At 62.9% G+C, this 21,998-nt stretch carries 17 protein-coding genes; 6 read left to right on the top strand and 11 right to left on the bottom strand.

Features of this window, described 5'->3' with window-relative positions; translation table 11 throughout:
• Positions 1 to 100 precede the first annotated feature (100 nt).
• From ABIB24_RS21500 to grpE, 8 genes are all read right to left on the bottom strand, one after another.
• Entirely contained in the window at positions 101 to 541 is a 441-nt protein-coding gene (locus ABIB24_RS21500; RefSeq protein ID WP_049798463.1) for a hypothetical protein, read from the bottom strand.
• The gene (gene greA / locus ABIB24_RS21495; protein ID WP_013974292.1) at positions 519 to 1,001 is read right to left on the bottom strand and encodes a transcription elongation factor GreA; all 483 of its coding nucleotides are present in this window, start codon (positions 999 to 1,001) and stop codon (positions 519 to 521) included. Before greA ends, ABIB24_RS21500 begins: the two co-directional genes overlap by 23 nt.
• Positions 998 to 4,219: a carbamoyl-phosphate synthase large subunit gene (gene carB / locus ABIB24_RS21490; RefSeq protein ID WP_015271865.1), complete on the bottom strand. Its 3,222-nt coding sequence runs from the start codon at positions 4,217 to 4,219 to the stop codon at positions 998 to 1,000. Before carB ends, greA begins: the two co-directional genes overlap by 4 nt.
• A gap of 105 nt (positions 4,220 to 4,324) precedes the next feature.
• Complete coding sequence (carA, locus tag ABIB24_RS21485; protein ID WP_286918022.1) at positions 4,325 to 5,461, bottom strand: glutamine-hydrolyzing carbamoyl-phosphate synthase small subunit; 1,137 nt, start codon at positions 5,459 to 5,461, stop codon at positions 4,325 to 4,327.
• Between the two features lie 327 nt (positions 5,462 to 5,788).
• A complete protein-coding gene (gene dapB / locus ABIB24_RS21480; protein ID WP_354317158.1) occupies positions 5,789 to 6,595 on the bottom strand; it encodes a 4-hydroxy-tetrahydrodipicolinate reductase in 807 nt (268 codons plus the stop codon).
• Between the two features lie 13 nt (positions 6,596 to 6,608).
• Positions 6,609 to 7,733, bottom strand: a complete 1,125-nt coding sequence (gene dnaJ / locus ABIB24_RS21475) for a molecular chaperone DnaJ (protein ID WP_025340707.1) — start codon at positions 7,731 to 7,733, stop codon at positions 6,609 to 6,611.
• A gap of 197 nt (positions 7,734 to 7,930) precedes the next feature.
• Positions 7,931 to 9,856, bottom strand: coding sequence for a molecular chaperone DnaK (dnaK, locus tag ABIB24_RS21470; RefSeq protein WP_025340708.1), 1,926 nt, complete (start codon positions 9,854 to 9,856; stop codon positions 7,931 to 7,933).
• Between the two features lie 101 nt (positions 9,857 to 9,957).
• A complete protein-coding gene (grpE, locus tag ABIB24_RS21465) occupies positions 9,958 to 10,515 on the bottom strand; it encodes a nucleotide exchange factor GrpE (protein ID WP_025340709.1) in 558 nt (185 codons plus the stop codon).
• A 191-nt stretch (positions 10,516 to 10,706) separates the two neighbouring features.
• Between grpE and recN the strand changes: the two genes are divergently transcribed.
• Positions 10,707 to 12,380: a DNA repair protein RecN gene (gene recN / locus ABIB24_RS21460; protein ID WP_025340710.1), complete on the top strand. Its 1,674-nt coding sequence runs from the start codon at positions 10,707 to 10,709 to the stop codon at positions 12,378 to 12,380.
• A gap of 191 nt (positions 12,381 to 12,571) precedes the next feature.
• Here recN and fur read toward each other — a convergent pair whose 3' ends face one another.
• Positions 12,572 to 12,976, bottom strand: coding sequence for a ferric iron uptake transcriptional regulator (fur, locus tag ABIB24_RS21455; RefSeq protein WP_015271870.1), 405 nt, complete (start codon positions 12,974 to 12,976; stop codon positions 12,572 to 12,574).
• A 97-nt stretch (positions 12,977 to 13,073) separates the two neighbouring features.
• Between fur and ABIB24_RS21450 the strand changes: the two genes are divergently transcribed.
• Complete coding sequence (locus ABIB24_RS21450; protein ID WP_075046430.1) at positions 13,074 to 13,607, top strand: outer membrane protein assembly factor BamE; 534 nt, start codon at positions 13,074 to 13,076, stop codon at positions 13,605 to 13,607.
• Between the two features lie 62 nt (positions 13,608 to 13,669).
• Here ABIB24_RS21450 and ABIB24_RS21445 read toward each other — a convergent pair whose 3' ends face one another.
• On the bottom strand, positions 13,670 to 14,104 hold the full coding sequence (locus ABIB24_RS21445; RefSeq protein WP_025340712.1) for a type II toxin-antitoxin system RatA family toxin: 435 nt from the start codon (positions 14,102 to 14,104) through the stop codon (positions 13,670 to 13,672).
• 162 nt (positions 14,105 to 14,266) lie between these two features.
• On the opposite strand from ABIB24_RS21445, the gene smpB reads away from it, so the two are divergent.
• Entirely contained in the window at positions 14,267 to 14,749 is a 483-nt protein-coding gene (gene smpB, locus ABIB24_RS21440; protein WP_013974300.1) for an SsrA-binding protein SmpB, read from the top strand.
• Positions 14,750 to 14,884: 135 nt separating this feature from the next.
• Here smpB and ABIB24_RS21435 read toward each other — a convergent pair whose 3' ends face one another.
• A complete protein-coding gene (locus ABIB24_RS21435; protein ID WP_013974301.1) occupies positions 14,885 to 15,652 on the bottom strand; it encodes an FCD domain-containing protein in 768 nt (255 codons plus the stop codon).
• 256 nt (positions 15,653 to 15,908) lie between these two features.
• On the opposite strand from ABIB24_RS21435, the gene ABIB24_RS21430 reads away from it, so the two are divergent.
• From ABIB24_RS21430 to ABIB24_RS21420, 3 genes are all read left to right on the top strand, one after another.
• Positions 15,909 to 17,579: a lactate permease LctP family transporter gene (locus ABIB24_RS21430; RefSeq protein WP_015271872.1), complete on the top strand. Its 1,671-nt coding sequence runs from the start codon at positions 15,909 to 15,911 to the stop codon at positions 17,577 to 17,579.
• Positions 17,580 to 17,642: 63 nt separating this feature from the next.
• Positions 17,643 to 18,788, top strand: coding sequence for an FMN-dependent L-lactate dehydrogenase LldD (gene lldD / locus ABIB24_RS21425; protein WP_025340713.1), 1,146 nt, complete (start codon positions 17,643 to 17,645; stop codon positions 18,786 to 18,788).
• A gap of 75 nt (positions 18,789 to 18,863) precedes the next feature.
• A complete protein-coding gene (locus ABIB24_RS21420; protein WP_025340714.1) occupies positions 18,864 to 21,674 on the top strand; it encodes an FAD-binding and (Fe-S)-binding domain-containing protein in 2,811 nt (936 codons plus the stop codon).
• Positions 21,675 to 21,998: the final 324 nt, after the last annotated feature.

The raw sequence follows: 21,998 nt of genomic DNA, 5'->3' as shown, positions 1-21,998 counted from the left end.
CCCACAGGGATTGCACCGACCTGCGGCACAACGCAATCCCTGTGGGAGCGGCCTTGTGTCGCGAAAGGGCCGCAAAGCGGCCCCAGCGATCTCGAGCCGTCTAGCGGCGCACCTTGACCGGAACAGGCTGGGCCACCAGCACGATGCCGGAAAAGCCCAGCACCAGGAAACAGAGCAACTGCCAGCGCTCGCCAACGGAAATACCGTAGCGCAAGGTGTAATACCCCACGCAGGCACCGAAGCCGAGCAACAGCATCTGGCCACGGAACTGCTGCCACCAGGCCGACAGGCCGTCCACCCTTGCCAGCACCGCCAGCTGGGTCAACAAGCCAAGCAGCGCCACACCGATCAACCAGCGGTCGATCTGCCCGGCGATATCCTGCACCAGCAGCGGCGCCAGGCCACTGACCTTGAGCGCGGGCACCAGTCCCACGTGAAACACCCACAAGCCACCGACCCAGAAAACCTGGGCCAGCTGCCAGAGGATCCCCTCGAGGGATGGCGCCCGCAGGCGCCGGTCAGATGTGCTTGACTTCGACAATCTCGTACTCGACCGTCCCGCTAGGCGTCTTGACGACGACAGTATCACCTTCTTCCTTGCCGATGATGGCACGGGCAATCGGCGCACCGCTCGAGAGCTTGCCCTGCTTCACGTCAGCTTCATCCTCGCCGACGATCTGGTAGGACACCTCTTCATCGGTTTCGGTGTTGGCCAATACCACTGTGGTACCGAAAATCACCTTGCCGGTGTGAGGGATGGTGGTCACATCGATCACCACCGAGTTCTGCAGGCGGCCTTCGATATCGCGGATACGCGCCTCGACCATGCCTTGCTCCTCACGGGCGGCATGGTATTCGGCGTTTTCCTTGAGATCGCCCAGTTCGCGCGCTTCGCCGATGGCCTGGCTCAGGCGCGGGCGCTCGGTCTTGCTCAGGAACAGGTGCTCCTCTTCCAGGGCGCGAGCGCCCTGGACGGTCATAGGGTACTTGGTAATGCTCATGCTTTCAGTCCTGCATGCAGATCCTGCAGGCGACGAACGGTCTTTTCCGGACCGAATTTCAGCGCCTCGCAGATGGCTTCACCGGCCGCAATGGTAGTGGTGCAGTAAATCTTGTGCTGCAGCGCATTGCGACGAATCGAGTAGGAATCGGCGATCGACTGGCGGCCTTCGGTGGTGTTGATGATCAGCGACACTTCGTCGTTCTTGATCATGTCGACCACGTGCGGGCGACCTTCGGTCACCTTGTTCACACGGCGCACTTTCAGGCCAGCCGCTTCGATAACCTTGGCAGTGCCGGCAGTTGCAACCACTTCGAAGCCCAGGGCGATCAGATCGCGGGCAACGCCAGCCACTTGCGGCTTGTCGTCGTCACGCACGCTGATGAAGGCGGTACCGCCAGTCGGCAGCACTTCGCTGGCACCCATCTGGGCCTTGGCGAAGGCTTCACCGAAGCTGTCACCGACACCCATGACTTCACCGGTCGATTTCATCTCAGGGCCGAGGATCGGGTCAACCCCCGGGAACTTGGCGAACGGGAAGACGGCTTCCTTGACGCTGTAGAAGTTCGGGATGATTTCCTGGGTGAAGCCCAGCTCTTTGAGGGTTTTGCCAGCCATGACGCGGGCCGCGATCATCGCCAGGGAGGTGCCGATGCACTTGGAGACGAACGGCACGGTACGCGAAGCACGCGGGTTGACCTCGATCACGTAGATCTTGTCGCCCTGCAGGGCCAGCTGCACGTTCATCAGGCCGACCACGCCCAGCTCCAGGGCCATTTTCTTGACCTGTACGCGGACTTCGTCCTGCACTTCCTTGCTCAGCGAGTAAGGTGGCAGCGAGCACGCCGAGTCACCGGAGTGAACGCCGGCCTGTTCGATGTGCTGCATGATCGCGCCGATCACCACGTCGGTGCCGTCGCACACCGCATCCACATCCATCTCGATGGCGCAGTTGAGGAAGTGGTCGAGCAGTACCGGGCTGTCGTTGGACACCTGTACGGCTTCACGCAGGTAGCGCTTGAGCTCGTCCAGTTCGTAGACGATTTCCATGGCACGGCCGCCCAGCACGTACGACGGGCGCACTACCAGCGGGTAGCCGATGCCGCCAGCGGCGCTGATGGCTTCTTCTTCGCTGCGCACGGTGGCGTTTGGCGGCTGCAGCAGGTTCAGGCGCTGAACCATCTGCTGGAAGCGCTCGCGGTCTTCGGCGCGGTCGATGGCGTCAGGGCTGGTACCGATGATCGGTACGCCGGCTTCTTCCAGGGCGCGGGCCAGTTTCAACGGGGTCTGGCCGCCGTAGTGGACGATCACGCCTTTCGGCTTCTCGACGCGGCACACTTCCAGCACGTCTTCCAGGGTCAGCGGCTCGAAGTACAGGCGGTCGGAGGTGTCGTAGTCGGTGGAGACGGTTTCCGGGTTGCAGTTGACCATGATGGTCTCGTAACCGTCTTCACGCAGCGCAAGTGCAGCGTGTACGCAGCAGTAGTCGAACTCGATACCCTGGCCGATACGGTTAGGGCCGCCACCCAGGATCATGATCTTGTCGCGGGTCGACGGGTTGGCCTCGCACTCTTCCTCGTAGGTGGAGTACAGGTAGGCGGTGTCGGTGGCGAACTCGGCAGCGCAGGTGTCGACGCGCTTGTAGACCGGGAACACTTCCAGCTTGTGGCGGTGACGGCGCAGGTTCTTGTCGGTGATACCCAGCAGCTTGGCCAGGCGCTGGTCGGAGAAGCCCTTGCGCTTGAGGCGCAGCATGTAGTCCTTGTCGATCGACGACAGGGCCAGGGTCTTGACCTTCTCTTCTTCCTTGATCAGGTCTTCCATCTGCACCAGGAACCACATGTCGATGCCGGTCAGGTCGAAGATCTGCTCGCAGGTCATGCCGGCACGCATGGCGTCGGCCACGTACCAGATACGCTCGGCGCCCGGTACGGTCAGCTCGCGCTTGAGGATGCTGCTGGCTTCAGGGTTGGCCAGGTCGACTTTCGGGTCGAGGCCGCAGGCGCCGACTTCCAGGCCGCGCAGGGCTTTCTGCAGGGACTCCTGGAAGGTACGGCCGATGGCCATGACTTCACCCACGGACTTCATCTGGGTGGTCAGGCGGGCGTCGGCTTTCGGGAATTTCTCGAAGGCGAAACGCGGCAGCTTGGTGACGACGTAGTCGATCGACGGCTCGAAGGACGCTGGGGTGCGGCCGCCGGTGATGTCGTTCTGCAGTTCGTCTAGGGTGTAGCCGACAGCCAGCTTGGCAGCGATCTTGGCGATCGGGAAGCCGGTGGCCTTGGAGGCCAGCGCCGAGGAACGCGAAACGCGCGGGTTCATCTCGATCACGACCATGCGGCCAGTGTTCGGGCAGATACCGAACTGCACGTTGGAACCGCCGGTTTCCACACCGATTTCACGCAGCACCGCCAGCGAGGCGTTGCGCATGATCTGGTATTCCTTGTCGGTCAGGGTCTGTGCCGGGGCAACGGTGATCGAGTCACCGGTGTGCACGCCCATCGGGTCGAAGTTCTCGATCGAGCAGACGATGATGCAGTTGTCCTTCTTGTCGCGGACCACCTCCATCTCGTATTCCTTCCAGCCGATCAGCGATTCGTCGATCAGCAGTTCCTTGGTCGGCGACAGGTCCAGGCCACGGGCGCAGATTTCTTCGAACTCTTCACGGTTGTAGGCGATACCACCACCGGTGCCGCCCATGGTGAACGACGGACGGATGATGCACGGGAAGCCCAGGCGCTCGAGGACGGCGTTGGCTTCTTCCATGCTGTGGGCGATACCGGAGCGCGGGCACTCCAGGCCGATGTCCTTCATCGCCTTGTCGAAGCGCGAGCGGTCTTCGGCCTTGTCGATGGTGTCGGCGTTGGCACCGATCATTTCCACGCCGAACTTTTCCAGAACGCCGTGGCGCTCCAGGTCCAGGGCGCAGTTCAGTGCAGTCTGGCCACCCATGGTCGGCAGCAGTGCGTCCGGGCGCTCTTTCTCGATGATCTTGGCCACCGACTGCCACTTGATCGGCTCGATGTAGGTGGCGTCGGCCATGGCCGGGTCGGTCATGATGGTGGCCGGGTTGGAGTTCACCAGGATGACGCGGAAACCTTCCTCGCGCAGGGCCTTACAAGCCTGGGCGCCGGAGTAGTCGAATTCGCAGGCCTGGCCGATCACGATCGGGCCAGCGCCGAGAATCAGGATGCTTTTGATGTCTGTACGTTTTGGCATGGTTGTCACTCAAATCCGGGGTCAGTCGGCAAGCCGCTTTGAACAATCTGGGTCAGGCGCTTCCGGGCGCGGCGCAAGCCGGCCCGGGGCCTTGAAGCAGGATGCTCAGCGGCGCTTGGCCATGGCATCGATGAAACGATCGAACAGTGGCGCGACGTCGGTCGGGCCTGGGCTCGCTTCAGGGTGGCCCTGGAAGCTGAACGCGCTCTTGTCGGTACGCTCGATACCCTGCAGGGTGCCGTCGAACAGCGACTTGTGGATGGCGCGGACGTTGCCCGGCAGGGTGGCCTCGTCAACGGCAAAGCCGTGGTTCTGGCTGGTGATCATGACCACGCCGGTGTCCAGGTCCTGGACCGGGTGGTTGGCACCGTGGTGGCCGTGGCCCATTTTCACGGTCTTGGCGCCAGAAGCCAGTGCCAGCAGCTGGTGGCCCAGGCAGATGCCGAATACCGGGATCTCGGTCTCGAGGATGTCCTTGATCGCCTGGATGGCGTAGTCGCACGGCTCGGGGTCGCCAGGGCCGTTGGACAGGAACACGCCGTCCGGGTTGAGTGCCAGCACTTCGCTGGCCGGGGTCTGGGCCGGCACCACGGTCACGCGGCAGCCACGGGCAACCAGCATGCGCAGGATGTTCAACTTGACGCCGTAGTCGAAGGCGACCACGTGGTATGGCAGGTCAGCGGCTTCGATAGTCGGGTGGCTGTCGGTCTTCAGTTCCCACACGCTGGAGCGCCACTCGTAGCGTTCCTTGGTGGAAACGACCTTGGCCAGGTCCATGCCCTTCAGGCCCGGGAAGGCGCGGGCAGCGGCGATGGCGGCTTCTTCGCTGATGTTGTCACCGGCGAGGATACAACCGTTCTGAGCGCCCTTTTCACGCAGGATTCGGGTCAGGCGACGGGTGTCGATGCCAGCGATGGCGACGACGTTGTTGGCCTTGAGGTACTCAGGCAGCGACTGGCTGTTACGCCAGTTGCTGGCCAGCAGCGGCAGGTCACGAATGACCAGGCCAGCGGACCAGACGCGGTTCGACTCGGCGTCTTCCGGGGTAGTACCGGTGTTGCCGATGTGCGGGTAGGTCAGGGTAACGATTTGCTGCGCGTAGGAAGGGTCTGTAAGGATTTCCTGGTAGCCGGTCATAGCGGTGTTGAATACCACCTCACCGACGGTCTGACCGTCGGCACCGATAGCTTCACCGCGGAAAATACTGCCGTCGGCAAGGGCGAGTATGGCTGGCTTTGTCAAGAAGACCTCCCGTAAATCAAGCATGAAAGGGCGATCGCAGGTTGCAAAAAAGCGGAGTGACGTATGGACACGTCACCCCGCTTTCATGTGCTGAATTCAATTCGCTGCGCGCTTTTAGTGGACACACTAAAGCTGTAGCTTACAGAAAAGTGCGTTTTCGGTCTACCGCGGATGTGTCTCTAAAACACATCAATGCGACAGGCTGACATCTGAGCCGGCTTCTTCGCGGGTAAACCCGCTCCCACAGGGATAGCGCCATGCCTGAGGGCAACGCTGTACCTGTAGGAGCGGGTTTACCCGCGAAGAAGCCAACACGGTTCCAACTGCTTAACGCAGCTCGAGCACATCCTGCATGTCGTACAGGCCAGGTTCACGCCCGTCCAGCCACAGCGCCGCACGCACGGCGCCCTTGGCGAAGGTCATGCGGCTGGAAGCCTTGTGGGTAATCTCGACGCGCTCGCCTTCGGCGGCGAACAGCACGGTATGGTCACCCACCACATCACCGGCACGCACGGTGGCGAAGCCGATGGTCTGACGCTCACGCGCACCGGTCTGCCCTTCACGGCCATACACGGCCACTTCCTGCAGGTTGCGACCCAGCGCCTGGGCAACCACTTCACCCATGCGCAGCGCGGTGCCCGACGGCGCATCGACCTTGTGCCGGTGGTGCGCTTCGAGGATTTCGATATCCACATCGTCACCCAGCACGCGCGCCGCGGTATCCAGCAGCTTCAGGCACAGGTTGACGCCGACGCTGAAGTTGGCGGCGAAGACGATCGGGATTTCCTTGCCGGCTTCGGCCAACTGCTGCTTCTCTTCTGGAGTGAAGCCAGTGGTGCCGATGACCATGGCCTTGCCCGCCTTGCGGCAGAACACCAGGTTCTTCAGGGTTACCGAAGGGTGGGTGAAGTCGATCAGCACGTCGAACTCATCGACCACCTTGCTCAGGTCGTCGGAAATCGGCACACCAATACGGCCCAAGGCCGCCAGCTCACCAGCATCAGCCCCCACCAGCGAGCTGTCCGGGCGGTCGATCGCCGCCGTCAGGCCCGCCTGGGGAGCCTGCTGCTGCACGGCTTCGACGAGGGTCTTGCCCATCCGCCCTGCCGCGCCCATCACTGCAATACGTCGCATAGCCATTTCCTTGTCAGAGATCGCCGAAGAAGCGCTTCACGCCATCGAACCAGCCACTGGCCTTGGGCGAGTGGGAGCTATCGCCTTCCAGCGAATCACGCAGCTCTTCGAGCAACTCGCGCTGGCGGCGGCTGAGGTTGACCGGGGTTTCCACCGCCACGCGGCACAGCAGGTCACCCGCACCACCACCGCGCACCGGGGCAACACCCTTGCCGCGCAGGCGGAACTGCTTACCGGTCTGGGTACCTTCCGGGATCTTCAGCTTCACCCGACCATCGAGGGTCGGCACTTCCAGCTCGCCACCCAGGGCGGCATCGGTGTAGCTGATCGGTACTTCGCAGTACAGGTGCTTGCCATCACGCTGGAAGATCTCGTGCTCACGCACGTTGATCACCACATACAGGTCGCCAGTCGGACCACCATGGGTACCGGCCTCGCCCTCGCCCGACAGGCGGATGCGGTCGCCGGTATCGACACCTGCCGGCACCTTGACCGACAGCGTCTTGTATTCCTCGACACGGCCTTCGCCGTGGCACGAGGTGCAGGGGTCGGTAATGATCTTGCCCTGGCCATGGCAGCGCGGGCAGGTCTGCTGTACCGAGAAGAAGCCCTGCTGCATGCGCACCTGGCCGATACCGCCACAAGTCGGGCAGGTGGACGGAGTCGAGCCCTTCTTGGCACCGGAGCCGTCGCAAGGCTGGCAATTGACCAGGGTGGGCACGCGGATGCTGACCGTGGTGCCACGCACCGCCTCTTCCAGGTTCAGTTCCAGGGTGTAGCGCAGGTCGCTGCCGCGCTGGGCGCCGCCACGCGAGCCGCCGCGGCCGCCACCGAAGAAGTCGCTGAACACATCGCCGAAGATGTCGGAGAAGTTGGCACCGCCGAAACCGGCGCCACCGCCACCCATGCTTGGGTCTACACCCGCATGGCCGTACTGGTCGAAGGCCGCACGCTTGCTGGCGTCAGACAGCACTTCGTAGGCCTCGTTGGCCTCCTTGAACTTGTCTTCCGACTCTTTGTCGCCGGGGTTTCGGTCCGGGTGGTACTTCATCGCCAGGCGGCGGTAAGCCTTCTTGAGGTCAGCTTCGCTGGCGCCGCGCTCGACACCCAGTACCTCATAATAATCACGCTTGGACATAGGTCATTTGCACCTTGTTGGGCGTCTGGCATCTGCGCCGCGCCATCAGCACCTGCCTTTTGCCCACCAGGGCCACTGACAGATGCTGTAAAAATTCTCGAATTCCAGATACGCCAACGCGGGAGCAAGCCCCCGCGCGGCGACATCCTACCAGCTCACCGCCAAACGGCGGTGAACCGGCCGACAACATGCAGGGATTACTGCTTGTTGTTGTCTTTCACTTCTTCGAACTCAGCGTCAACCACATCATCGTGCTTGGCTTCCGGCTCGGCCTGCTGCGCGCCGCCCTGAGGCTGTTCGGCCGACTGCTCGGCGTACATCTTCTGGGCAACCGGTGCCGATACCTTGGACAGCTCTTCGACCTTGGCGTCGATGGCAGCCTTGTCGTCGCCTTTGACAGCGGCTTCCAGGGCAACAACGGCAGCCTCGATGGCGGTTTTCTCTTCGGCGGTAACCTTGTCACCAGCGTCAGCAACCATCTTGCGGGTCGAGTGAACCAGCGCATCACCCTGGTTACGGGCAGCGGCCAGCTCTTCGAACTTGCGGTCTTCCTCGGCATTGGCCTCGGCGTCACGCACCATGCGCTCGATCTCTTCGTCCGACAGGCCGGAGTTGGCCTTGATCACGATCGACTGCGACTTGCCGGTGGCCTTGTCCTTGGCGCTGACATGCAGGATGCCGTTGGCGTCGATGTCGAAGGTTACTTCGATCTGCGGCACGCCACGCGGAGCCGGCGGAATGTCAGCCAGGTCGAACTTGCCCAGCGACTTGTTCTGGGCAGCCTGCTTGCGCTCACCCTGCAGCACGTGAATGGTCACGGCACCCTGGTTGTCATCGGCAGTCGAGAACACCTGCGACTTCTTGGTCGGGATGGTGGTGTTCTTCTCGATCAGCGAAGTCATCACGCCACCCATGGTTTCGATACCCAGGGTCAGCGGGCTGACGTCCAGCAGCAGTACGTCTTTCACGTCACCGGCCAGCACCGCACCCTGGATGGCAGCACCCATGGCCACGGCTTCGTCCGGGTTGACGTCCTTGCGCGCTTCCTTGCCGAAGAAGTCGGCAACGGCTTTCTGCACCAGCGGCATGCGGGTCTGACCGCCGACCAGGATCACGTCGTCGATCTTGCTGGCATCGATGCCAGCGTCTTTCAGAGCGATGCGGCAAGGCTCGATGGTACGGGCAACCAGGTCTTCGACCAGAGATTCCAGCTTGGCACGGGAAATCTTCACGTTCAGGTGCTTCGGACCGGTAGCGTCTGCAGTGATGTACGGCAGGTTCACGTCGGTCGACTGAGCGGAGGACAGTTCGATCTTGGCCTTTTCAGCGGCTTCTTTCAGACGCTGCAGCGCGAGTGGATCGTTCTTCAGGTCCATGCCGGACTCTTTCTTGAACTCGTCGACGAGGTAGTCGATCAGGCGCATGTCGAAGTCTTCGCCACCCAGGAAGGTGTCGCCGTTGGTAGCCAGTACTTCGAACTGGTGCTCACCATCGACTTCGGCGATTTCGATGACCGAAACGTCGAAGGTACCGCCACCCAGGTCATAAACGATGACGGTGTGGTCGCCCTTGGCCTTGTCCATGCCGTAAGCCAGCGCAGCGGCAGTCGGCTCGTTGATGATGCGTTTTACGTCCAGGCCAGCGATGCGACCGGCATCCTTGGTGGCCTGACGCTGGCTGTCGTTGAAGTACGCCGGAACGGTGATGACCGCTTCGGTAACTGGCTCGCCGAGGTAGTCTTCGGCGGTTTTCTTCATTTTCTTCAGGACTTCGGCGCTGATCTGCGGCGGAGCCATGTCCTTGCCGCTGGCTTGTACCCAGGCGTCGCCGTTGCTGGCCTTGACGATCTTGTAAGGCACCAGCTTGATGTCTTTCTGCACCACGTCTTCTTCGAAGCGACGGCCAATCAGGCGCTTCACTGCGAACAGAGTGTTGTGCGGATTGGTGACCGCCTGACGCTTGGCCGACTGACCAACCAGGATTTCGCCATCATTGGCGTAGGCCACGATCGAAGGGGTGGTACGCGCACCTTCGGCGTTTTCGATGACCTTGACGTTACCGTTTTCCAGAACAGAGACGCACGAGTTGGTGGTCCCCAGGTCGATACCGATGATTTTACCCATGTTAACTCTCCCGAAACTTGAATTTGGTAGCAGCGACTACTTTGGCCAACTGCAGTAATACTTGAAGGCTTGACACCTAGATGGGGATGCCCGGAAGGATTTCAAGCCTTTTCATCAATCGAGGGCTGCGCCGCGCTCGGCGCCTTGCTGACCACCACCATGGCAGGGCGCAGCAGGCGGCCGTTGAGCAGATAGCCCTTCTGGAAGACGTTCAGCACGCTGTTCGGCTCGACTTCGGCGTTTTCCTGCATGGCCATGGCCTGATGATGCTCTGGATTGAACGGCTGGCCGTGCGGGTCGACTGCTTCGAGGTTGTAACGCTTGAGGGTGTCCTGGAACATCTTCAGGGTCAGCTCGACGCCTTCGCGGATCTGCTTGACGTGCTCATCGTCGGCACTGGAGTGCGCCAGGGCCAGTTCCAGGCTGTCGATCACAGGCAGCAGGTCGCCCGAGAACTTCTCGAGGGCAAACTTGTGGGCTTTCTCGACGTCCTGTTCGGCACGACGGCGAGCGTTCTGCACGTCGGCAACGGCGCGCAGCGCCTGGTCCTTGGCGGCGGCCAGCTGCTCCTCGAGTTCCAGGACGCGGGCGTCGGCAGCATTACCTGCACCGGTCTCTTCGACGTTAAGGTCTTTCTCGTTCAGCTGTTCGTCAGCCATGGGGTCTCTCCTGCGCAATTTTGTGGACTGCGAGCCAGGCTCGCCTTGGATGTCGGCTATATGGGGCCGGAAAAACCAGCTTCAAGGGGCAAGGTGGTTTTCCCGGCTGCAACAGAATCTGCCAAGGGGCATTGGCAGCCCTGAAAAAAGTACTGTATAAATAACCAGACCTGACTTTCGGGAGCCGCCCCATGCTGGTGCACCTGTCCATTCACAACTACGCCATCGTCGAGCACCTCGACCTCGAAATCGCCCGCGGCATGTCCGTCATCACCGGCGAGACCGGTGCCGGCAAGTCGATCATGCTCGACGCCCTCGGCCTGGCACTGGGCGACCGGGCCGACAGCGGCGTGGTGCGCCCTGGCACGGACAAGGCAGACATCCTCGCCACCTTCGATCTGGTGGACATTCCCGAGGCGCATGCCTGGCTGGCCGAGCGCGACCTGGACAACGACGGCCTGTGCATCCTGCGCCGGGTGATCACCGCCGAAGGCCGCAGCCGCGGCTACATCAATGGCACGCCCTGCCCGCTCGGCGACCTCAAGGCGCTGGGCGAGTTGCTGATCGATATCCACAGCCAGCACGAGCACCAGTCACTACTCAAGACCGACACCCACCGCCGCCTGCTCGACGAGTATGCCGGCGCCGTCGACCTGGCCCGCCAGGTACAGCTGGCGGCCAAGCGCTGGAACCAGACCCGCCTGGAACTGGAGCGCCTGTCCAACTCCGGTGATGAGCAGCGCGCCCGCCATCAGCTGCTGAGCTATCAGCTGGAGGAACTGGACAACCTCGGCCTGGGCGAACACGAGCTGGAGCAGTTGGAGCAGGAACACAAGAACCTGACCAGCGCCGAAGCCCTGTTCGGCATCTGCCGCCAGGTCATCGACCAGTGCAGCGAGAGCGATTCGGGCAATGTGCTCAGCGCCCTCACCTCCAGCCTCAACCGCCTGGGTGCCGCCACCAACTCGCCAAAGGCACTGGGCGAAGCAGCCAACCTGATCGCCAGTGCGCAGATCCAGGTCGAAGAAGCCGTGGGCGAGCTCAACCGTTTTCTCGACAACTTCGACGCCGACCCCATGCGCCTGCAGGCACTGGAAGAACGCCTTGACACTATCTATACGCTGGCGCGCAAACACCGTGTGCACCCCACCGAACTACCCCACCTGCAACAGCAGCTGATGGAAGAGCTGGAGGGCCTGAACGCCAGTGACGAGTCGATCGAGCGGCTGGGTGAAGAGCTGGCCGCCTTCGCCCAACACTATAAAGAGAAGGCTCGCGAGCTCAGCGCACTGCGCCAACAGGCTGCCCAGCAGCTGGCAGTGGCCGTCGAGCAGGAGATCCAACGCCTGGGCATGCCCGGCGGGCGCTTCTGCATCGCACTTACCCCCAATGAGGGGGCAGACCTTTCGCCTCATGGCCTGGAGCAGATCGAGCTACTGGTCAGCGCCAACCCTGGCCAACCGCTCAAGGGCCTGGCCAAGGTGGCTTCAGGTGGCGAACTGTCCCGCATCAGCCTGGCGATCCAGGTGATTACCGCGCAGACTTCACGCATTCCAACCCTGGTGTTCGACGAAGTCGACGTCGGTATCGGCGGGCCTACTGCCGAAATCGTCGGCCAACTGCTGCGCCGCCTGGGCGAACGCGGCCAGGTGCTGACCGTAACCCACCTGCCGCAGGTGGCAGCACAAGGGCATCACCACCTGTTCGTGCACAAGGTGCGCAACAGCGACACCACCCACACCGCCGTGGCCAACCTGGGCAAACGTGAGCGAGTGGAGGAAGTGGCGCGGATGCTGGGCGGCATAGACCTGACCAAGGAATCCCTGGCGCATGCGCGCAAGATGGTGGTAAGCGGCAAGGCCTGAACCCTTCTTTTTCAGGCCCATTCGCGGGTAAACCCGCTCCCACAGGATATTCACCGGACCTGAGCCTGCGCAGTACCTGTGGGAGCGGGTTTACCCGCGAAGAGGCCGGCACAAACGACACAGCTCTCTGCCTCAGAAAGCACAAAGGCGACCCGAAGGTCGCCTTTGTCATTCATAACGATAAGAAATCGTTACTTCTTTTTACGCACATACAGGACCAGATTGTGGTCCACCAGCTCGTAGCCATGCTCGGCAACGATTTCGCGCTGGCGTTTCTCGATCTCGGCATCCATGAACTCGATGACTTCACTGGTCTCCACGTTGACCATATGGTCGTGGTGACCGCCATCGGCCAGCTCGAACACCGCATGACCGCCGTCGAAGTTGTGGCGAACCACCAGACCCGCCGCTTCGAACTGGGTCAGTACGCGGTAGACGGTGGCCAGGCCCACGTCCTCGCCAGCCTCCATCAGCGCCTTGTAGACATCCTCGGCGCTCATGTGACGCTGCTCGGTGGAGTCGAGCATCTGAAGGATCTTGACTCGAGGCAGGGTCACCTTGAGACCGGCTTTGCGCAATTCGCTATTTTCAACCATGGTCAGCTTTCTCGCCGATGCTGCTTCGCAGCTTCTCTTAATACGGGTATGATCGGGGTTTACGTTGTCCAGCCAAGATAGTGGAAGTCGCCCACCGATGCAAAACACCAAGCTCTTGCTAACCAGCCTCACCCTAGTGGGACTGCTCGCACTCGCCGGTTGCTCGTTTCCCGGGGTTTACAAAATCGACATCCAGCAGGGCAATGTCGTTACGCAAGACATGATAGACCAATTGCGCCCCGGAATGACCCGCCGGCAAGTAAGGTTTATCATGGGTAACCCGCTGATCCAGGACACCTTCAACACCAACCGTTGGGATTACCTGTACAGCCTGCAGCCAGGCGGCGGCAAGCGCCAGCAAGAACGCATGAGCGTGTTCTTCAACGAAAGCGACCAGTTGGTCAGCCTTTCTGGCGACTTCATGCCAGGCGTCAGCCGCGACCAGGAAATCCTCGGTGGCAGCAGCGACACCACGGTCAGCCCGGCCAACCAGCCAGAGCAGCCAGCCGTGCAGCCTGAAGAAAAACCGGCCAAGCCAGGCTCGGTGGAAGAATCCATCCAGCGCGAGATCGACACCATCGAGACCACCCCGGTCCCGACTCCGGCTCCGTTGGAGACCTCGCCTCAATAAGCGGCGAGCAGATACAAAAAAAGCCCGGACTTGGTCCGGGCTTTTTGTTGCCACCTTTTCAGTCAGGCATTCAGCTGCTTGGCACGCTGGCAGAAAGCATCCACCAGCGTATTGGCCGCCTGGTTGAACAGCGGGCCCAGGGTCGCGCGCACCAGCGGGCCGGCATAATCGAACGACAGGTCCAGGCTGATCTTGCAGGCCTTGTCACCCAATGGTTTGAACACCCACAGGCCATGCAACTGGGTGAACGGCCCCTCTTCCAGGTTCATCTCGATGGACTGCCCCGGCACCAGTACGTTGCGCGTGACGAAGTGCTGGCTCATGCCGCCCTTGGCAACATCGAGCTTGGCGCGCATGTGCGTGTCGCTGGCTTCGATCACCGTCGAGGCCGAGCACCAAGGCAGGAACTGCGGATAGCTGGCCACATCATTGACCAGATCGTAAAGCGCCTGGGCGGGGTATGGCAGCAGGGCGGAGCGTTGAATATGGGTAGTCATCCAGGCATCACTTCCAAGGCTGAGTGGCGGCGCTTCGCAGCGTGCCGAAAACAGGTTCTGTCGCAAAGACAGGGGCTGTATTGTCCGGTATTCATTGCAGTGGCTCAAGCACACCGAAATCCCATAGCCGACGACGCGGCGACTGCCTATAATGCCGCCCCTATGGCTAAACAAAAGAAACATCCGACCGGGACCATCGCGCAGAACAAGAAGGCGCGACACGATTACTTCATCGAACACAAGTTCGAGGCCGGGCTGGTCCTGTCCGGCTGGGAAGTAAAAAGCCTGCGAGCCGGCAAGGCGCACCTGACTGACAGCTACGTGCTGCTGAAGGACGGTGAGGCCTGGCTGTTCGGCAGCCACATCACCCCGCTGACCACGGCCAGCACCCACGTCATAGCCGACCCCATCCGCACTCGCAAGCTGCTGCTGAACAAGCGCGAGCTCGAGCGCCTGGAAGCGGCCGTGGCGCAAAAGGGCTACACCTGCGTGGCCCTGGCGCTGTACTGGAGCAAGCACCTGATCAAGTGCGAAATCGCACTGGGCAAGGGCAAGAAGGAATTCGACAAGCGCGACACCATGCGCGAGCGCGATTCCAACCGCGAGCTGCAGCGGGCTGTGCGGAACAAGGGCAAGGAAGAGTAATACCTCTTCTTCAGCCTGTTCCGGCCTCTTTGCGGGTAAACTCGCTCCCACAGGATTAACACTGAGTTCAGATTCGGTGCAGTCTCTGTGGGAGCGGGTTTACCCGCGAAGAGGCCAGCACTGCCAGTACAAATCTCAACGCCCGCTACGCCGCTCCGCCCGCGCCACTCGCTGCGCTTCTTCGTGCGCCTCTTCCAGCACCTCCTGCACATACAGAATGTGCCGGCTGGACACTTCCCGCGCATCCTCCGCCCTGCCCTCGACTATCGCCAGGTACAGCTCCCGGTGCTGGCTGATCAGCATGTCCCGGGTCTCGGTCCGTTGCTGGTACATGCCGCCGATGTTGGTCACCACGTTGCGCTTGAGCAGGTCGAACAAGCCCCGAATGGTGTGCAGCAGCACGGCATTATGGCTGGCCTCGGCAATCGCCAGGTGGAAGCGCGCATCGGCCGCGCCCTCCTCCGCCCGGGTCACTTCGTCGGCCCTGGCATAGCAGTCCTGCAGCGCATCGAACGCCGCCTTCAGCCGCGCCCGGTCCGGCTGGGTCGCGCGCTGGGCCGCGTAGTAGGCGCAGGAAGCCTCCAGGGTATGGCGGAATTCGAGCAGGTCACGCTGCGCCTCGGCACTGTGCTCGAGCAGCTGCAGCAACGGGTCGCTGAAAGTGGACCCCAGGGACTCGGCGACAAAATTGCCCCCACCCTGGCGGCTGACCAGCAGCCCCTTGGCCACCAGCTTCTGGATCGCCTCACGCAGTGACGGGCGGGACACGCCGAACTGCTCGGCAAGGACGCGCTCGGCCGGCAGCCGCTGCCCCGAGGTCAGCGTGCCCTCCAGAATCATCCCTTCCAACCGATCGACAATGTCGTCGGACAGGCGCCGCTGGCGGACCTGATCAAAAACCATCACATGCTCTCCACAAACCCCCGGCAGATTTCAGGGGGCGCCTATTCTCGCCGATCCAGATCGCGCAAACACCCACCAGGCGACGATTTTCCCTGCCCACCAGGCGCCCACTCATCGGCACGCGACCAAAGTTTTGCACGGGACAAATTGACACACCCACGAAGACGCTTTTAACCTAGCGCCCAGCCATTGTAAATTGGTCTTACCAATTATCCAATGCCAGTGCCTGACCAACAACAATTAGGGGCCACCCCATATGCAAACCTGGCAACAAATCTATAGTCCGCTTGGTAGTCTTGGCCTGTCCGCACTGGCGGCGGTCATTCCCATCGTCTTCTTCTTCCTTGCCCTCGCCGTGTTCCGCCTCAAAGGCCACGTGGCCGGCAGCATCACCCTCGCATTGTCGATCCTGGTGGCGATCTTCGCCTTCCAGATGCCTGTCGACATGGCATTCGCCGCCGCAGGTTATGGCTTCCTCTACGGCCTCTGGCCGATTGCCTGGATCATCGTTGCCGCGGTGTTCCTGTACAAACTCACGGTCAAGAGCGGCCAATTCGAAGTGATCCGCAGCTCGGTGCTGTCGATTACCGATGACCAGCGCCTGCAAGTGCTGCTGATCGGCTTCTGCTTCGGTGCCTTCCTGGAAGGTGCGGCAGGCTTTGGCGCACCGGTGGCAATCACTGCCGCGCTGCTGGTGGGCCTGGGCTTCAACCCGCTGTACGCCGCCGGCCTGTGCCTGATCGCCAACACCGCGCCAGTGGCCTTCGGCGCCCTGGGCATCCCGATCATCGTGGCCGGCCAGGTCACCGGCATCGACGCCTTCCACATCGGCGCCATGACCGGTCGCCAGCTGCCGCTGCTGTCGCTGTTCGTGCCGTTCTGGCTGGTATTCATGATGGACGGTCTGCGTGGCGTGAAGGAAACCTGGCCTGCCGCCCTGGTCGCCGGCCTGAGCTTCGCCGTCACCCAGTACTTCACCTCGAACTTCATCGGCCCGGAGCTGCCGGATATCACCTCGGCCCTGGCCAGCCTGATCGCCCTGACCCTGTTCCTGAAAGTCTGGCAGCCCAAGCGTTCGTTCGCCGAAGCCAAAGGCAGCGTCGGCGCCGCCGTGGTTCAGCCAAGCGGCAGCCAGCCAAGCCCCTACAGCTTTGGCGAGATCTTCAAAGCCTGGTCGCCGTTCCTGATCCTCACCGTGCTGGTCACCATCTGGACCCTGAAACCGTTCAAGGCGGCCTTCGCCCCGGGCGGCGCGATGTATAACTTCGTGTTCAACTTCGCCATCCCGCACCTCGACCAACTGGTGATCAAGACCGCACCGATCGTCGCTGCGCCAACCGCCATGCCAGCGGTGTTCAAGCTCGACCCGATCTCTGCCACCGGCACCGCGATCTTCCTCTCGGCGCTGATTTCCATGGCCGTGCTGAAGATCAATTTCAAAACTGGTCTGACCACTTTCAAGGAAACCTTCTGGGAGCTGCGCTGGCCAATCCTGTCGATCGGCATGGTGCTGGCCTTCGCCTTCGTCACCAACTACTCGGGCATGTCCTCGACAATGGCCCTGGTGCTGGCCGGTACCGGTGCCGCGTTCCCGTTCTTCTCGCCGTTCCTTGGCTGGCTGGGTGTGTTCCTGACCGGTTCCGACACCTCGTCCAACGCCCTGTTCAGCTCGCTGCAGGCCACCACCGCGCACCAGATCGGGGTCAACGACACTCTGCTGGTAGCGGCCAACACCAGCGGCGGCGTGACCGGCAAGATGATCTCGCCGCAGTCGATCGCCGTGGCTTGCGCCGCCACCGGCCTGGTTGGCAAGGAATCCGACCTGTTCCGCTTCACCGTCAAGCACAGCCTGTTCTTCGCCACCATCGTCGGCCTGATCACCCTGATCCAGGCCTACTGGCTGACCGGCATGCTGGTTCATCACTAAAGTGAAAGGGGCCGGGTGCCATCGCGCGCCCGGCAATCCCCACACGCAACGCTGCGAGAATCCATGATCATTTCCGCCTCTACCGACTATCGCGCCGCGGCCCAACGCAAGCTGCCTCCCTTCCTGTTCCACTATGCCGACGGCGGCGCCTACGCCGAGCACACCCTGCGCCACAACGTCTCGGATCTGGCCAGCATTGCCCTGCGTCAGCGCGTGCTGAAGAACATGTCCGAGCTCAGCCTTCAGACCAGACTGTTCGACGAAACCCTGAGCATGCCGGTGGCCCTGGCCCCGGTCGGCCTCACCGGCATGTACGCTCGCCGTGGTGAAGTGCAGGCGGCTCGCGCAGCGGCTGCCCACGGTATTCCGTTCACCATGTCCACGGTGTCGGTGTGCCCGATCGAAGAAGTGGCCCCGGCCATCGACCGGCCGATGTGGTTCCAGCTGTACGTGCTCAAGGACCGCGGCTTCATGCGCAACGCCCTGGAGCGGGCCAAGGCCGCCGGGGTAAAGACCCTGGTGTTCACCGTCGACATGCCGACACCCGGCGCCCGCTACCGCGATGCCCACTCTGGCATGAGCGGCAAGAACGGCCCGCTGCGCCGCGTGCTGCAGGCCATGACCCACCCCGAGTGGGCGTGGGATGTCGGCGTGATGGGGCGCCCGCACGACCTGGGCAACATTTCCACCTACCGTGGCAACCCCACCGGCCTTGCCGACTACATCGGCTGGCTGGCCAACAACTTCGACCCGTCGATCTCCTGGAAAGACCTGGAGTGGATCCGCGAGTTCTGGGACGGCCCGATGATCATCAAGGGCATCCTCGATGCCGATGACGCCCGCGATGCGGTCAGGTTCGGTGCCGACGGCATCGTCGTGTCCAACCACGGCGGCCGCCAGCTCGACGGTGTGCTGTCCAGCGCCCGTGCCCTACCGGCAATTGCCGATGCGGTCAAAGGTGACCTGAAGATCCTCGCCGACTCCGGCATCCGTAGCGGCCTCGACGTTGTGCGCATGATCGCTCTGGGCGCCGATACCGTACTGATCGGCCGCGCCTTCCTCTACGCCCTTGCCGTGCACGGCCAGGCCGGGGTGAAGAACCTGCTGGAGCTGTTCGAGAAGGAAATGCGCGTAGCGATGGTGCTGACCGGCGCCAAGTCGATCAGCGAAATCACCCGCGACTCGCTGGTACGCGAACTGGGCGCCTGAACGCCCGCAAGAACGACCGCCTGATTGACCCGGGGCATGTGGCGCACAGACGCCGCGGCCCCGCGAGGAGACTGCATGAGCCTGCCCGCCGCGTTCCTGCGTGATGCCGAGCGCCTGATCCCCGCCGAACGCCGCTTCGACGACCCCACCTCCACCCTGGCCTTCGGCACCGACGCCAGCTTCTACCGGCTGATCCCCAAGCTGGTGGTGCGCGTCGAGTCCGAAGACGAAGTGGTCGGCCTGATCAAACTGGCCCAGCGCGAGCGGGTGCCGGTCACCTTCCGCGCCGCTGGCACCAGCCTGTCCGGCCAGGCCATCAGCGACTCGGTGCTGATCGTGCTGGGCGATAACTGGAACGGCCGTGAAATCCGCGGCCAAGGCGAGCAGATCCGCCTGCAGCCCGGCGTCATCGGCGCCCAGGCCAATGCCTGGCTGGCCCCCTTCGGGCGCAAGATCGGCCCCGACCCGGCCTCGATCAACGCCTGCAAGATCGGCGGCATCGTCGCCAACAACGCCAGCGGCATGTGCTGCGGCACCGCGCAGAATACCTACCACACCCTGGCCGGCCTGCGCCTGGTGCTGGCCGACGGCACGCGCCTGGACAGCGAAGACCCGGCCAGCGTCGCCGCGTTCGAGGCCAGCCACGCCGACCTGCTGGAAGCACTGGCCCGCCTGGGCCGCGAGACCCGCGCCAACACTGCACTCGCCGAGCGCATCCGGCACAAGTACCGGCTGAAGAACACCACCGGCCTGTCGCTGAACGCACTGGTGGACTACGACCAACCGCTGGATATCCTGCAGCACCTGCTGGTCGGTTCCGAAGGCACCCTGGGCTTCATCAGTGCCGTCACCTACGACACCGTGCCCGACCACCCGCACAAGGCCAGCGCCCTGGTGGTGTTCCCCAACGTGGAAAGCTGCTGCCGCGCGGTGACCGTACTCAAGCGCCAGCCGGTCTCGGCCGTGGAGCTGCTCGACCGCCGCAGCCTGCGTTCGGTGCAGAACATGCCCGGCATGCCGCTGTGGGTAAAAGGCCTGTCGGACAATGCCTGCGCCCTGCTGATCGAGTCCCGTGCCGCCAGCCAGAGCCTGCTGCATGAACAGCTGCAACAGGTGATGACCTCGATCGCCGACTTCCCGCTGGAACAGCAGGTGGACTTCAGCGAAGACCCGGCCGTGTACAACCAGCTGTGGAAAATCCGCAAGGACACCTTCCCTGCCGTCGGCGCCGTGCGCCAGACCGGCACCACTGTCATCATCGAAGACGTCACCTTCCCCATCGAGCAACTGGCCGAAGGCGTCAACCGCCTGATCCAGCTGTTCGACAAGCACCGCTACGACGAAGCGATCATTTTCGGCCATGCCCTGGAAGGCAACCTGCACTTCGTCTTTACCCAGGGCTTCAACAGTGCCGAGGAAGTCGCCCGATACCAGGCCTTCATGGACGATGTGGCGCAACTGGTGGCGGTGGAGTTCGGCGGCTCGCTCAAGGCCGAGCACGGCACCGGGCGTAACATGGCACCGTTCGTGGAGCTGGAATGGGGCCATGACGCCTACCAACTGATGTGGAAGCTGAAGCGCCTGCTCGACCCCAACGGCATCCTCAACCCCGACGTGGTGCTGAGCGAGGATCCGGACATTCACCTGAAGAACCTCAAGCCGCTGCCCGCTGCCGACGAGATCGTCGACAAGTGCATCGAGTGCGGCTTCTGCGAACCGGTGTGCCCGTCCAAAGGCCTGACCCTCAGCCCGCGCCAGCGCATCGTCATGTGGCGTGACATACAGGCCAAACAGCGCGCCGGCATCGACACCCGCGAACTGCGCCAGACCTACCAGTACCAGGGCATCGACACCTGCGCCGCCACCGGCCTGTGCGCCCAGCGCTGCCCGGTCGGCATCAACACCGGCGAACTGGTGAAGAAACTGCGCAGCCAGGCCGCCGAGCACGAAAAAACCGCCGACTGGCTGGCCGAACACTTCCACACTGCCTTGGGCGGCGCGCGCCTGACCCTGACCGCCGCCAACACCGCACGCAAGCTGCTCGGCGCCCCACGCCTGGGCCGCCTGAGCGCCTCGCTGAACAAAGCCAGCAAAGGCCGCCTGCCACAGTGGACCCCGGCGATGCCACAACCCCTGCGCCCACTGGACTTCGGCCCGGCCAGCAACGATGCCCGCCCTCGCGTGGTGTACCTGGCCGCCTGCGTCTCGCGGGTGATGGGCCCGGCCTATGCCGACCGCGAGCAGAGTTCGCTGCTCGACAAGACCCGCGCCCTGCTGGAAAAGGCCGGTTACCAAGTGGTGTTCCCCGACAACGCCGACAGCCTGTGCTGCGGCCAGCCGTTCGCCTCCAAGGGCTACCCCGAGCAGGCCGAACACAAACGCCAGGAACTGATTGCCGCCCTGCTGCACGCAAGCCGCGGCGGCCTCGACCCGATCTACTGCGACACCAGCCCCTGCACCCTGCGCCTGGTGCAAGACCTGAGCGACACCCGGCTGGACCTGTACGACCCGGTGCGCTTCATCCGCACCCACCTGCTCGAGCGCCTGGAATTCACCCCCCAGGACGAACCAGTGGCCGTGCATGTGACCTGCAGCACCCAGCACCTGGGCGAAAGCCAGGCACTGATCGATTTGGCGCGGCGTTGCAGCAAACAGGTGGTGATCCCGGAGGGCATACACTGCTGCGGCTTTGCCGGTGACAAAGGCTTCACCACCCCCGAGCTCAACGCCCACTCGCTGCGCAGCCTGAAGGATGCGGTGCAGTATTGCAGCGAAGGTATTTCCACCAGCCGCACCTGCGAGATCGGCCTGTCCAGCCATAGCGGCATCGACTACCACGGGCTGGTCTACCTGGTAGACCGCGTCACCCGGCCGCGTAGCATCTGACCGTTTAACGCAAAACCTGATAGCTGCCGCAATACCCCGTGGGAGCGGGCAAGCCCGCGAACACCGGCGCAGCCGGTGCCATACACCGCACTGCCTGCTTCGCGGGCACGCCCGCTCCTACAGGTACTGCACCGGCTTTAGGCCCACGCTGTACCTGTACACCGGCATTGACCTGACCGTTTAACGCAAAACCTGATAGCTGCCGCAATCCCTGTGGGAGCGGGCAAGCCCGCGAACACCGGCGCAGCCGGTGCCATACAACGAGCAGCCTGCTTCGCGGGCACGCCCGCTCCCACAGGTACCGCGCCGGCTTTGGGCCCACGC

Origin of the sequence: Pseudomonas sp. UYEF17, assembly GCF_040546125.1 — a bacterium.
In the GTDB taxonomy this organism is placed as follows: domain Bacteria; phylum Pseudomonadota; class Gammaproteobacteria; order Pseudomonadales; family Pseudomonadaceae; genus Aquipseudomonas; species Aquipseudomonas putida_Z.
Note: the sequence above shows the minus strand (reverse complement) of the source record. Positions and strands in the feature narration are given on the sequence as shown.

Bases quoted from the DNA above. Each gene is read 5' to 3' on its own strand.
- greA (WP_013974292.1), bottom strand. From the start codon at position 1,001: ATGAGCATTACCAAGTACCCTATGACCGTCCAGGGCGCTCGCGCCCTG.
- carB (WP_015271865.1), bottom strand. From the start codon at position 4,219: ATGCCAAAACGTACAGACATCAAAAGCATCCTGATTCTCGGCGCTGGC.
- dapB (WP_354317158.1), bottom strand. From the start codon at position 6,595: ATGCGACGTATTGCAGTGATGGGCGCGGCAGGGCGGATGGGCAAGACC.
- dnaJ (WP_025340707.1), bottom strand. From the start codon at position 7,733: ATGTCCAAGCGTGATTATTATGAGGTACTGGGTGTCGAGCGCGGCGCC.
- dnaK (WP_025340708.1), bottom strand. From the start codon at position 9,856: ATGGGTAAAATCATCGGTATCGACCTGGGGACCACCAACTCGTGCGTC.
- grpE (WP_025340709.1), bottom strand. From the start codon at position 10,515: ATGGCTGACGAACAGCTGAACGAGAAAGACCTTAACGTCGAAGAGACC.
- recN (WP_025340710.1), top strand. From the start codon at position 10,707: ATGCTGGTGCACCTGTCCATTCACAACTACGCCATCGTCGAGCACCTC.
- fur (WP_015271870.1), bottom strand. From the start codon at position 12,976: ATGGTTGAAAATAGCGAATTGCGCAAAGCCGGTCTCAAGGTGACCCTG.
- ABIB24_RS21450 (WP_075046430.1), top strand. From the start codon at position 13,074: ATGCAAAACACCAAGCTCTTGCTAACCAGCCTCACCCTAGTGGGACTG.
- ABIB24_RS21445 (WP_025340712.1), bottom strand. From the start codon at position 14,104: ATGACTACCCATATTCAACGCTCCGCCCTGCTGCCATACCCCGCCCAG.
- smpB (WP_013974300.1), top strand. From the start codon at position 14,267: ATGGCTAAACAAAAGAAACATCCGACCGGGACCATCGCGCAGAACAAG.
- ABIB24_RS21435 (WP_013974301.1), bottom strand. From the start codon at position 15,652: ATGGTTTTTGATCAGGTCCGCCAGCGGCGCCTGTCCGACGACATTGTC.
- ABIB24_RS21430 (WP_015271872.1), top strand. From the start codon at position 15,909: ATGCAAACCTGGCAACAAATCTATAGTCCGCTTGGTAGTCTTGGCCTG.
- lldD (WP_025340713.1), top strand. From the start codon at position 17,643: ATGATCATTTCCGCCTCTACCGACTATCGCGCCGCGGCCCAACGCAAG.
- ABIB24_RS21420 (WP_025340714.1), top strand. From the start codon at position 18,864: ATGAGCCTGCCCGCCGCGTTCCTGCGTGATGCCGAGCGCCTGATCCCC.